This is a genomic window from Rhizobium sp. BK008 (assembly GCF_014197345.1).
GTDB lineage: Bacteria > Pseudomonadota > Alphaproteobacteria > Rhizobiales > Rhizobiaceae > Rhizobium > Rhizobium anhuiense.
On record NZ_JACIFK010000001.1, the window covers coordinates 1,962,101 to 1,974,516 of the forward strand.

Annotated in this window: 8 protein-coding genes; all 8 read right to left on the reverse strand. The window is 60.4% G+C overall.

Going from position 1 to position 12,416, the window contains the following annotated elements; translation table 11 throughout:
* Nucleotides 1–83: 83 nt before the first annotated feature.
* The 8 genes from rpoC to secE all read right to left on the reverse strand — a co-directional run bounded on the left by rpoC (nt 84) and on the right by secE (nt 12,251).
* The gene (gene rpoC, locus FHT69_RS09695; protein WP_047620027.1) at nt 84–4,292 is read right to left on the reverse strand and encodes a DNA-directed RNA polymerase subunit beta'; all 4,209 of its coding nucleotides are present in this window, start codon (nt 4,290–4,292) and stop codon (nt 84–86) included.
* 190 nt (nt 4,293–4,482) lie between these two features.
* Nucleotides 4,483–8,622, reverse strand: coding sequence for a DNA-directed RNA polymerase subunit beta (rpoB, locus tag FHT69_RS09700; RefSeq protein WP_047620020.1), 4,140 nt, complete (start codon nt 8,620–8,622; stop codon nt 4,483–4,485).
* 261 nt (nt 8,623–8,883) lie between these two features.
* Entirely contained in the window at nt 8,884–9,261 is a 378-nt protein-coding gene (gene rplL / locus FHT69_RS09705) for a 50S ribosomal protein L7/L12 (protein ID WP_028757409.1), read from the reverse strand.
* 58 nt (nt 9,262–9,319) lie between these two features.
* On the reverse strand, nt 9,320–9,838 hold the full coding sequence (gene rplJ / locus FHT69_RS09710; protein ID WP_028757410.1) for a 50S ribosomal protein L10: 519 nt from the start codon (nt 9,836–9,838) through the stop codon (nt 9,320–9,322).
* A 350-nt stretch (nt 9,839–10,188) separates the two neighbouring features.
* Nucleotides 10,189–10,890, reverse strand: a complete 702-nt coding sequence (rplA, locus tag FHT69_RS09715) for a 50S ribosomal protein L1 (protein WP_047620022.1) — start codon at nt 10,888–10,890, stop codon at nt 10,189–10,191.
* A 4-nt stretch (nt 10,891–10,894) separates the two neighbouring features.
* A complete protein-coding gene (gene rplK, locus FHT69_RS09720; RefSeq protein ID WP_047620024.1) occupies nt 10,895–11,326 on the reverse strand; it encodes a 50S ribosomal protein L11 in 432 nt (143 codons plus the stop codon).
* 176 nt (nt 11,327–11,502) lie between these two features.
* Nucleotides 11,503–12,033 (reverse strand): transcription termination/antitermination protein NusG, encoded by a 531-nt coding sequence (gene nusG / locus FHT69_RS09725; protein WP_003547516.1) that lies wholly within the window; start codon nt 12,031–12,033, stop codon nt 11,503–11,505.
* A 17-nt stretch (nt 12,034–12,050) separates the two neighbouring features.
* Complete coding sequence (gene secE, locus FHT69_RS09730) at nt 12,051–12,251, reverse strand: preprotein translocase subunit SecE (RefSeq protein WP_003573826.1); 201 nt, start codon at nt 12,249–12,251, stop codon at nt 12,051–12,053.
* Between the last annotated feature and the right edge of the window lie 165 nt (nt 12,252–12,416).

A 12,416-nucleotide genomic window follows, 5' to 3' on the forward strand; every position in this document is an offset into this window, starting at 1 on the left:
CCGACCAAACAGAGCAGACCAAAAACGAAAACCGCCCGGATCGCTCCGGGCGGTTTTTCAATTCAACGACTTCAGCCGGCGGATTATTCCGCAGCCGGAGCCTTTTCGGCCATGTCCTGCAGCATCGGCGTAGCAACGGCAGCCCCGGTGCCCTTGCGGCGCTCTTCGAGAATCATCTCGTCGCGCGACGTTGCGATGCGGCGGATCTGGGTCATGGTGCCGCCGGTGCCGGCCGGGATGAGGCGACCGACGATGACGTTTTCCTTCAGACCCTGCAGGCCGTCGGTCTTGCCGGCGATCGCAGCTTCCGTCAGCACCTTGGTCGTTTCCTGGAAGGACGCGGCCGAGATGAAGGACGGGGTCTGCAGCGACGCCTTGGTGATGCCGAGAAGAACCGGATCGCCGTAGGCGGGCTTCTTACCCTGCTCGATCAGATGATCGTTGACGTCTTCGAGCTCGATCCGGTCGACATTGTCGCCGACGATATAGGTCGAGTCGCCTGCATCGGTGATTTCCACCTTCTGCAGCATCTGACGGACGATCACCTCGATGTGCTTGTCGTTGATGACAACGCCCTGCAGGCGGTAGACTTCCTGGATCTCGTTGACGAGGTAGGAGGCCAGAGCCTCCACGCCCTTGATCGCCAGGATGTCGTGCGGAGCCGGGTTACCGTCGAGGATGTAGTCACCCTTTTCGATATAGTCGCCTTCCTGAAGGTGGAAGGGCTTGCCCTTCGGGATCAGGTATTCGACAGGCTCGACACCGTCTTCCGCCGGCTCGATGATGACGCGGCGCTTGTTCTTGTAGTCGCGGCCGAGGCGGATCGTACCATCGATCTCTGCGATGATGGCGTGGTCCTTCGGACGACGGGCTTCGAACAGTTCGGCAACACGCGGCAGACCGCCGGTGATGTCCTTGGTCTTGGCGCTTTCCAGCGGCGAACGCGCGAGAACGTCACCCTGGGAGACCTTTGTGCCCGGCTCGACCGACAGGATCGCGTCGACCGAGAGCAGGAAGCGGGCGTCGCCGCCACGCGACAGCTTGGCGACATTGCCGCTGGCATCCTTGATGACGATCGCCGGCTTGAGGTCCGAACCGCGGGGGGTCGAACGCCAGTCGATGACCTGACGCTTGGTGATGCCGGTGGATTCGTCGGTCGCTTCCAGAACGGAGAGACCGTCGACCAGGTCTTCGAACTGAACGGTACCGGCTACTTCCGTCATCATCGGACGGGTGTAGGGGTCCCACTCCGCCAGACGCTGGCCGCGCTTGACCTTGTCGCCTTCGTCGACATGCAGCTTCGAACCGTAGGCCACACGCTGCGACGACCGCTCGACACCACGTTCGTCCAGGATCTGGACGGTCATGTTGCGGCCCATGGCAACGAGGTTGCCATCGGAGTTGCGCAGGATGTTGCGGTTCTTGATCTGCACCGTACCTTCATACGAGGCTTCGAGGAACGACTGGTCGACCACGGTTGCCGTACCGCCAAGGTGGAAGGTACGCATGGTGAGCTGGGTGCCCGGTTCACCGATCGACTGAGCCGCGATGACGCCGACGGCTTCGCCCATGTTGACAGGCGTACCACGCGCGAGGTCGCGGCCGTAGCAGACCGAGCAGACGCCCGTCTGGATTTCGCAGGTCAGTGCCGAGCGAATCCGGATCGACTGGATCCCGGCCTTCTCGATTTCGACGACATCGGGCTCGAGGATCATCTTGCCGGCATCGACGATGCGCTCACCTGTGATCGGATGATCGATATCGTCGAGCGCCGTACGGCCGAGGATGCGAGCACCGATCGAGGCGACGACCTGGCCGGCATCGACGATGGCGGTCATGGTGAGGCCCGTCTGCGTTCCGCAATCGACGTGCGTGACGATGCAATCCTGCGCGACGTCGACGAGACGGCGCGTGAGGTAACCGGAGTTGGCGGTCTTGAGCGCGGTGTCTGCCAGACCCTTGCGGGCGCCGTGCGTCGAGTTGAAGTACTCGTTGACGGTCAGGCCTTCCTTGAAGTTCGAGATGATCGGCGTCTCGATGATTTCGCCCGACGGCTTGGCCATCAGGCCGCGCATGCCGCCCAGCTGACGCATCTGGTTCGGAGAACCGCGGGCGCCGGAGTGGCTCATCATGTAGATCGAGTTCATCGGCTTCTGACGACCGGTCTTCTCGTCGAACTCGACCGCCTTAATGCGGGCCATCATCTCTTCGGCGACCTTTTCGGTCGCCTTGCCCCAGGCGTCGACAACCTTGTTGTACTTTTCGCCCTGGGTGATCAGGCCGTCATTGTACTGCTGCTCGTATTCCTTCACCAGGCTTTCGGTGTCGGCAACGATCTTGGCCTTGGCATCCGGAATGACCATGTCGTCCTTGCCGAACGAAATGCCGGCGCGGCAGGCATGGGAGAAGCCGAGCTGCATGATGCGGTCGCAGAAAATGACCGTGTCCTTCTGGCCGCAGTGGCGATAGACCGTGTCGATCATCTTGGAGATGTTCTTCTTGGTCATTTCCTGGTTGCAGATGTCGAAGGGCACCTTGCCGTTCTTCGGCAGCAGTTCGCCGATGAGCAGACGGCCAGGCGTCGTCTCATAGATCTTCGAGTAGGGCTTGCCATCCTCGTCGATCGACTTGAAGCGGCCGCGGATCTTGGTGTGCAGCGTCACGACCTTGCTTTCGAGGGCGTGATGCAGTTCGCCGAGGTCGGAGAAGGCCATGCCTTCGCCCGGCTCGTTCTGGTTCAGGATCGACAGGTAGTAGAGGCCGAGAACCATGTCCTGCGAGGGAACGATGATCGGCGCGCCGTTGGCCGGATGCAGGATGTTGTTGGTCGACATCATCAGCACGCGGGCTTCGAGCTGGGCTTCGAGCGACAGCGGCACGTGAACGGCCATCTGGTCACCGTCGAAGTCGGCGTTGAAGGCCGTGCAGACGAGCGGATGCAGCTGGATCGCCTTGCCTTCGACCAGGGTGGGTTCGAAGGCCTGGATGCCCAGGCGGTGCAGCGTCGGTGCGCGGTTCAGGAGAACCGGATGCTCGCGGATGACCTCGTCGAGGATATCCCAGACTTCCGGCTTTTCCTTTTCGACCAGTTTCTTGGCCTGCTTGACGGTCGAGGAATAACCCTTGGCGTCGAGGCGGGCATAGATGAACGGCTTGAAGAGCTCGAGCGCCATCTTCTTCGGCAGGCCGCACTGGTGCAGCTTCAGTTCCGGGCCGGTGACGATGACCGAACGACCGGAATAGTCGACGCGCTTGCCGAGCAGGTTCTGGCGGAAGCGGCCCTGCTTGCCCTTCAGCATGTCGGAGAGCGACTTCAGCGGACGCTTGTTGGCGCCGGTGATGACGCGGCCGCGCCGGCCGTTGTCGAACAGCGCGTCAACAGATTCCTGCAGCATGCGCTTTTCGTTGCGGATGATGATGCCCGGCGCGCGAAGCTCGATCAGGCGCTTCAGGCGGTTGTTGCGGTTGATGACGCGGCGGTAAAGATCGTTCAGATCCGACGTCGCGAAACGGCCGCCGTCGAGCGGAACCAGCGGACGCAGGTCCGGCGGAATGACCGGGACGACCTTCATGATCATCCATTCCGGACGGTTGCCCGACTCCATGAAGTTCTCGACGATCTTCAGGCGCTTCATCAGCTTCTTCTGCTTGAGATCCGACGTGGTGTCGGCAAGCTCGGAACGCAGGTCGCCAGCGATCTTTTCGAGGTTCATCGAGGCCAGCATCTCGTAGATCGCCTCAGCGCCGATCATCGCGGTGAACTGGTCTTCGCCGTATTCGTCGACGGCAAGCATGTACTCTTCTTCCGAGAGGAGCTGGTGCTCCTTCAGGGCGGTCAGGCCCGGCTCGGTGACGATGTAGTTTTCGAAGTAGAGGACGCGCTCGACATCCTTCAGCGTCATGTCGAGCAGCGTCGAGATGCGCGATGGCAGCGACTTCAGGAACCAGATGTGGGCGACGGGAGCGGCGAGCTCGATATGGCCCATGCGCTCACGGCGAACGCGCGACAGCGTGACTTCGACGCCGCACTTTTCGCAGATGATGCCCTTGTACTTCATGCGCTTGTACTTGCCGCACAGGCATTCGTAGTCCTTGATCGGCCCGAAGATGCGCGCGCAGAACAGACCGTCGCGTTCCGGCTTGAACGTACGGTAGTTGATGGTTTCCGGCTTCTTGATCTCACCGTAGGACCAGGAGAGGATCTTCTCCGGAGACGCGATCGAAATCCGAATGGAATCGAAATTCTGTGCAGGCACCTGCGGATTGAAAAGATTCATGACCTCTTGGTTCATGCCTGTCTCCTTCATGGGCTAAAGCGCCCTCAAAATGCGATGGTCGGCGGCAATTTCCCGGGAGCCGCCTCCCTCGCTTAAACGAGAATAACCGCAAGATGCGGCGAAACTTCCCTCCCGGGCCGACACGGATACGGCGCCCGGCGGGACCGGCGTGCGCCGCATTGGCAGCGCACGCCCTATCAAGTGCTTACTCGGCCGCGTCGGGCAGCTGGGCTGCCTGCGCCTCGTCAAGCTTGGTGTTCTCGAGCTCGACGCTGAGGCCCAGCGAGCGCATTTCCTTGACGAGAACGTTGAAGCTTTCCGGAATACCGGCTTCGAACGTGTCGTCTCCGCGGACGATGGCTTCGTAGACCTTGGTGCGGCCGGCGACGTCGTCCGACTTCACCGTCAGCATTTCCTGCAGCGTGTAGGCGGCGCCGTAAGCTTCGAGCGCCCAGACTTCCATTTCGCCGAAGCGCTGACCGCCGAACTGCGCCTTGCCGCCCAGCGGCTGCTGGGTCACGAGCGAGTAAGGACCGATCGAACGGGCATGGATCTTGTCGTCGACCAGATGGTTGAGCTTCAGCATGTAGATGTAGCCCACGGTCACCTGGCGGTCGAACTGCTCACCGGTACGGCCGTCATAAAGCGTCGACTGACCCGTGTCCTTGAGACCTGCCAGACGCAGCATGTCGTTGACGTCGCCTTCATGCGCACCGTCGAAAACAGGCGTCGCAATCGAAACGCCACGCTTCCACTGGTCGGCGAGACGCAGGACCGACTCATCGTCGAAGTCGTGGACCTGTTCGGCCTTCGGACCGTCACCGACGACATCGCCGATGGTCTTGCGCAGCGGCTCGATGTTGCCATTGGCCTTGTAGGCTTCGATCAGTTCGCCGATCTGGCGACCCATGCCGGCGCAAGCCCAGCCCAGATGCGTTTCCAGGATCTGGCCGACGTTCATGCGCGAGGGCACACCGAGCGGGTTCAGAACGACGTCGACATGCGTGCCGTCTTCGAGGAACGGCATGTCCTCGACAGGCACAATGCGCGAGACCACGCCCTTGTTCCCGTGACGGCCGGCCATCTTGTCGCCCGGCTGGATCTTGCGCTTCACGGCGACGAAGACCTTGACCATCTTCATGACGCCAGGAGGCATTTCATCGCCGCGCTGGACCTTCTCGACCTTATCCATGAAGCGCTGTTCGAGGCGCGACTTGGATTCGTCGTACTGGCCGCGGAGTGCTTCGAGCTCGCCCTGGACCTTCTCGTCCTCGACCGCGAACATCCACCACTGCGAGCGGGGATATTCGGAGACGACGGCGTTCGAAAGCTCGGTGCCCTTCTTGAAGCCCTTCGGGCCGGCAATGGAGACCTGGCCGCGCAGCATGTCGATCAGACGGCCGTAGACGTTACGGTCGAGGATCGCCTGCTCGTCGTCGCGGTCCTTTGCCAGACGCTCGATCTCTTCGCGCTCGATCGCCATCGCGCGCTCGTCCTTCTCGACGCCATGGCGATTGAAGACGCGGACTTCGACGATCGTGCCGTAGGTGCCGGGCGGCATGCGCATGGAGGTATCGCGCACGTCGGAGGCCTTTTCGCCGAAGATGGCGCGCAGAAGCTTTTCTTCCGGCGTCATCGGGCTTTCGCCCTTCGGGGTGATCTTGCCGACGAGGATATCGCCCGGCTGAACTTCGGCGCCGATATAGACGATGCCGGCTTCGTCGAGGTTCTTCAACGCTTCTTCCGAAACGTTCGGAATATCGCGGGTGATTTCCTCGGGACCAAGCTTGGTGTCGCGCGCCATCACTTCGAATTCCTCGATGTGGATGGAGGTGAACACGTCGTCGGCAACGATACGTTCGGAGAGCAGGATCGAGTCTTCGTAGTTGTAGCCGTTCCAGGGCATGAACGCGACGAGCGCGTTGCGGCCGAGCGCCAGGTCGCCGAGATCGGTCGACGGACCGTCGGCGAGAATGTCGCCGCGGTTGACGACGTCACCGACAGTGACCAGCGGGCGCTGGTTGACGCAGGTGTTCTGGTTCGAACGCTGGAACTTCTGCAGACGGTAGATATCGACGCCGGATTTGCCGGCTTCGAGGTCTTCCGTGGCGCGGATAACGATACGCGTCGCGTCGACCTGGTCGACCACGCCGCCGCGACGGGCGCCGATGGCGGCACCGGAGTCACGGGCGACGACCGGCTCCATGCCGGTACCGACGAACGGGGCTTCGGCACGCAGCAGCGGCACGGCCTGACGCTGCATGTTCGAGCCCATGAGCGCGCGGTTGGCGTCGTCGTTTTCCAGGAACGGGATGAGCGCGGCTGCGACCGAAACGACCTGTTTCGGCGAAACGTCCATCAGGTTCATGCTGTCGCGCGGGGCGAGCATGACTTCGCCGGCATGACGGCAGACGACGAATTCGTCGACGAAGGAACCGTCGGCATTCATTTCGGCGTTGGCCTGGGCGACGTAGTACTTCGCCTCTTCCATGGCGGAGAGGTAGAGCACGTCGTTCGTCACCTTGCCGTCGACGATGCGGCGGTACGGGCTTTCGATGAAGCCGTACTTGTTGACGCGGGCAAAGGTCGCAAGCGAGTTGATGAGACCGATGTTCGGGCCTTCCGGCGTTTCGATCGGGCAAATGCGGCCATAGTGGGTCGGATGCACGTCGCGGACTTCGAAGCCGGCGCGCTCACGGGTCAGACCGCCCGGACCGAGAGCCGAAAGACGGCGCTTGTGGGTGATTTCCGAGAGCGGGTTGACCTGGTCCATGAACTGCGAGAGCTGCGAGGAGCCGAAGAATTCGCGGACGGCGGCGGCTGCCGGCTTGGCGTTGATCAGATCCTGCGGCATGACCGTGTCGATCTCGATCGAGGACATGCGTTCCTTGATCGCACGTTCCATGCGCAAGAGGCCGAGACGGTACTGATTTTCCATCAGTTCGCCGACCGAACGGACGCGGCGGTTGCCGAGGTTGTCGATGTCGTCGATCTCGCCCTTGCCGTCGCGCAATTCGACCAGCATCCTGACCACGGCCAGGATGTCGTCCTTGCGCAGGATGCGGACGGTGTCTTCGACGGTCAGGTCGAGGCGCATGTTCATCTTGACGCGGCCGACGGCGGAGAGGTCGTAGCGCTCCGCATCGAAGAACAGCGAGTTGAACATGGCTTCGGCCGATTCCATGGTCGGCGGCTCACCCGGACGCATGACGCGGTAGATGTCGAACAGAGCGTCCTGACGGTTCTCGTTCTTGTCGGCAGACAGCGTGTTGCGGATATAGGCGCCGACATTGATGTGGTCGATGCCGAGAACCGGGATCTCGTCGAAACCGTTCGACAGGATGACGCCAAGCGTCTTCTCGTCGATTTCGTCGCCGGCCTCGAGATAGATTTCACCCGTGGAGTAGTTGACGATGTCTTCGGCAAGGTAGTTGCCGTAAAGGTCGTCGTCGCCGGCCTTCAGCGCCTTCAGGCCCTTGTCGGAGAGCTGGCGCAGCAGGCGCGGGGTCAGCTTCTTGCCGGCTTCCACGACGACTTCGCCGGTATCGGCGTCGACCATCTCGGTGATCGCCTTGGCGCCCTTCAGCGTTTCCGGCTTGAAGGGAATGCGCCAGCCTTCGCCGTCGCGCTTGTAGAGCGACTTCGTATAGAAGGTGTCGAGGATTTCCTCGCCGTCCATGCCAAGCGCCATCAGCAGCGACGTGACCGGAATCTTGCGGCGACGGTCGATACGGGCGTAGACGATGTCCTTGGCGTCGAATTCAATATCGAGCCAGGAACCGCGGTAAGGAATGACACGCGCAGCAAAGAGCAGCTTGCCGGACGAATGGCTCTTGCCCTTGTCGTGGTCGAAGAAGACGCCCGGCGAACGGTGCATCTGGGAGACGATCACGCGCTCGGTGCCGTTGACGATGAACGTGCCGTTATTGGTCATGAGCGGCATGTCGCCCATGTAGACGGACTGCTCCTTGATGTCCTTGATCGACTTCGCGCCCGTATCTTCGTCGATATCGAACACGATGAGGCGCAGCGTCACCTTCAGCGGCGCTGCATAGGTCAGGTCGCGCTGACGGCATTCATCAACGTCGAACTTCGGCGGTTCGAATTCGTAGGACACGAATTCCAGCATGGAAGCGCCGGAGAAATCGGTGATCGGGAAAACCGACTTGAAGACGGCCTGAAGGCCCTCGTCGGGACGACCGCCCTTCGGCTCTTCAACCATCAAAAACTGGTCGTAGGACGCCTTCTGAACCTCGATGAGGTTCGGCATTTCTGCGACTTCGGGGATCTTACCAAAAAACTTGCGTACGCGCCTGCGACCGTTGAACGAAAGGGTCTGAGCCATCGTCGCTCCTTCAAAATCTTGCACCCGGGCCTGCAACGGACGGGAACCGATGGCCAGTCGATCCCGTCAATCAATGAGTAATTCAATCTCGTCCGACTCCCGAAAACGCTCAGCTCGGATTGCTGTGCTGCCTTCGGTGCGAGACTATCCTTTTGAAGAACCCATTACCCAAAAGCCGTTTTGACGCGGCTTTTGGGTAATTCGTTCAGAAAAACGGCAAATGGGAGGCAGTAGATGCTGCCTCCCAAAAGCAGTTCAAGATTACTTGACGTCGGCCTTGGCGCCAGCGTCTTCAAGCTTCTTCTTGATGTCAGCGGCTTCAGCCTTGTTGACGCCTTCCTTGACAGCCTTCGGAGCGGCCTCGACGAGGTCCTTGGCTTCCTTGAGGCCGAGACCGGTGATGGCGCGGACTTCCTTGATGACGTTGATCTTGTTGGCACCAGCGTCGACGAGGATGACGTCGAATTCGGTCTTTTCTTCTTCAACGACAGCAGGGCCAGCACCACCGGCAGCGGCAGCAACAGCTACCGGAGCAGCAGCGGAAACGCCCCACTTTTCTTCGAGAAGCTTCGACAGTTCTGCAGCTTCCAGAACGGTCAGCGAGGAGAGGTCGTCTACGATCTTTGCGAGATCAGCCATTTTACTAGTTCCTTTTGTTCGGTTCGAACCGGTTGATTATAAACAGCGAAAAACCGCCTTACGCGGCTTCGTCCTTCTTGGCGTAGGCCGCAAACACGCGAGCAAGCTGGCTTGCCGGTGCTGCAACAACCCCAGCGATGCGGGTAGCCGGTGTCTGGATCATGCCCAGCAGCTTCGCACGCAGCTCATCAAGCGAAGGCAGGGTCGCAAGCGACTTGACTGCTTCGGCGTTGAGCGTGGTTGTTCCCATGGCGCCGCCCAGAACAATGATCTTGTCATTGGTCTTGGCGAAATCCATGACGACCTTCGGAGCGGTGATCGGGTCATTGCTGTATGCAATCAGCGTCTGACCTTTGAAGAGATTGGTAATCCCTTCCGCTTCCGTACCCTGAAGGGCAATTTTGGCCAGGCGGTTCTTCGCGACTTTGACGGTACCGCCAGCTGCACGCATCTTCGAACGAAAATCGTTCATCTGCGCGACTGTGGCACCAGCATAGTGGGCCACGACAACTGAGCCCGAAGCCTTGAAGACTTCGTTCAGTTCCGTGACGAATTCGCGTTTTTCCGCTCTTTCCACTGCCTATCTCCAGTTGGCAGGACCGAAATCGGACCTGCCGGGTTGCCTTTGCCTCCTGGGATCATGTGAGATCCCAAGCGACGCTTGAGGATCCTGTCCCCCCGCGCTCCCGCGCCAATCAAGGCTAAAGAGGCACAAGGCATCCAAGGCTCGAACCGAGTTACGAGAAGCGAACTTCATGCAATTCGGGTCTTACCCGTCTCATGCAGGCCAAGTGATTAAGGGAAAACCACCTGCAATCTCGGACAGGATTCCGGATTTCTCCGGAATATTCCGGCCCCTTGCGAGGCCGGAAATTCAGTCGCCGGGCTCAAAGCCCGACCATTGCGCCCAAGTCCTTGGGCGCGAACTTATGCAGTCGGAGCTGCGGTGACCGAGCCGACTTCGATCTTGACGCCCGGGCCCATGGTCGAGGAAATCGCCACGCGCTTGACATAGTTGCCCTTGGCGCCAGCCGGCTTTGCCTTGATGACGGCGTCAGCGAAGGCGCGGATGTTTTCTTCCAGAGCCTTGGCGTCGAAAGAGGCCTTGCCGATACCGGCATGGACGATGCCAGCCTTCTCGACGCGGAACTCGACAGCGCCGCCCTTGGAAGCCTTGACGGCTCCGGCGACGTCCATGGTGACGGTGCCGACCTTCGGGTTCGGCATCATGCCACGGGGGCCGAGAACCTTACCGAGACGGCCGACGAGCGGCATCATGTCGGGGGTGGCGATGCAGCGATCGAATTCGATCTTGCCGCCCTGGACGATTTCGACGAGCTCTTCAGCGCCGACGATATCAGCACCGGCAGCCTTGGCTTCATCAGCCTTGGCGCCACGCGCGAAGACTGCGACGCGAACCGTACGACCTGTGCCGTTCGGCAGGTTGACGACGCCGCGAACCATCTGGTCCGCATGGCGCGGGTCGACGCCGAGGTTCATCGAGACTTCGATGGTTTCGTCGAACTTGGCGACAGCCCGTTCCTTGACCATGCCGATGGCCAGGCTCAGAGCGTAGAGCTTGGTGGGATCAACACCTTCGTTGATCTTCTGCGTGCGCTTACCAGCCATGATCTTAACCCACCACTTCCAGGCCCATGGCGCGGGCAGAGCCCTCGATCATCGCCATTGCACCTTCGATATCCGCTGCGTTCAGATCCTTCATCTTGGCTTCTGCGATCGTCTTGATCTGAGCCTTGGTGAGGGAGCCGGCCTTGGCGCCCTTGCCGGGCGTCTTGGAACCGGACGTGATCTTCGCTTCCTTCTTCAGCCAGTAGCTGACCGGAGGCTGCTTCATCGCGAAGGTGAAGGACTTGTCCTGGTAATAGGTGATGACGACCGGAATCGGCATACCCTTTTCCATTTCCTGCGTGGCGGCATTGAACGCCTTGCAGAATTCCATGATGTTAATGCCACGCTGACCAAGCGCCGGACCAATCGGCGGGGACGGGTTTGCCGATCCTGCCTTGACCTGAAGCTTGAGCTGGCCTGCAACTTTCTTAGCCATATCTCTCTGCCTTTCATGAACGGCCGGTCGCCCGGCCCGTGATGCCGGATCTCTCCGGCGGCTGCGGTTGCGTGGTGCGGATCGTTAGGGTCCGGCTAAGACCCCTCACCTTCCACGCGGATGCGGACAAAGTCCGCAGGAAACAGGCCGCAAGGGCCAGCCTCCAGTCTCTGCAATCAGACCTTCTCGACCTGAGCGTATTCCAGCTCGACCGGCGTTGCGCGGCCGAAGATCGACACTTCCACCTTCAGGCGCGAACGTTCTTCGTCCACATCCTGAACCGTGCCGTTGAACGACGCGAACGGGCCGTCGGAAACGCGGACCTGCTCGCCGATCTCGAAGGTAATGGAGGCCTTCGGCCGCTCGACACCTTCCTGGACCTGACCGAGAATGCGCTCGGCTTCGTAATCCGGAATCGGAACGGGCTTATTGTCGGAGCCGAGGAAACCTGTGACCTTCGGCGTATTCTTGATCAGGTGATAGGCTTCATCCGTCAGATTGGCGCGAACCATGACGTAGCCCGGGAAAAACTTGCGCTCCGAATCGACCTTGCGGCCGCGACGCACTTCCACCACCTTTTCGGTCGGCACGAGGATCTTCTCGAACAGGTGCTCCAGCCCCTTCTGGCGAGCCTTGTTCTCGATGTCTTCAGCCACCTTCTTTTCAAAATTAGAATATGCGTGGACGATGTACCAACGTGCCGCCATTTTCATCTCCACCCGTATCAGTTGCCGGTATTCAGCACGAAGCTCAGAACCCAGCCAATCAGCTGGTCAGCGGCAAAGAAAAACAGCGCGGCGAAAACCACCATCACAAGCACCATAACCGTCGAGATCATCGTCTCGCGGCGCGACGGCCATGTAACTTTGGACGTCTCGGAGCGAACCTGCTGCAGAAACGCAAACGGATTGGATTTGGATGCCATCGACTGCCCACGCAATTACGGCGCGTAAAGCTGAAACTATCAGCCCCACGCACCGCGTGTCTGTTGAACCCTAAATAAACACCGATTTCCGAATACACAAGAGGGAAACCGAAGTTTAACGAAATTACTTACCACCCATCAATCCCCGGCCGGAATGCCGCGAGC

What these genes read in the sequence shown, in the direction of transcription:
- rpoC (WP_047620027.1), bottom strand. Translation starts at nt 4,292, where the DNA reads ATGAACCAAGAGGTCATGAATCTTTTCAATCCGCAGGTGCCTGCACAG.
- rplA (WP_047620022.1), bottom strand. Translation starts at nt 10,890, where the DNA reads ATGGCTGGTAAGCGCACGCAGAAGATCAACGAAGGTGTTGATCCCACC.
- rpoB (WP_047620020.1), bottom strand. Translation starts at nt 8,622, where the DNA reads ATGGCTCAGACCCTTTCGTTCAACGGTCGCAGGCGCGTACGCAAGTTT.
- rplL (WP_028757409.1), bottom strand. Translation starts at nt 9,261, where the DNA reads ATGGCTGATCTCGCAAAGATCGTAGACGACCTCTCCTCGCTGACCGTT.
- nusG (WP_003547516.1), bottom strand. Translation starts at nt 12,033, where the DNA reads ATGGCGGCACGTTGGTACATCGTCCACGCATATTCTAATTTTGAAAAG.
- rplK (WP_047620024.1), bottom strand. Translation starts at nt 11,326, where the DNA reads ATGGCTAAGAAAGTTGCAGGCCAGCTCAAGCTTCAGGTCAAGGCAGGA.
- secE (WP_003573826.1), bottom strand. Translation starts at nt 12,251, where the DNA reads ATGGCATCCAAATCCAATCCGTTTGCGTTTCTGCAGCAGGTTCGCTCC.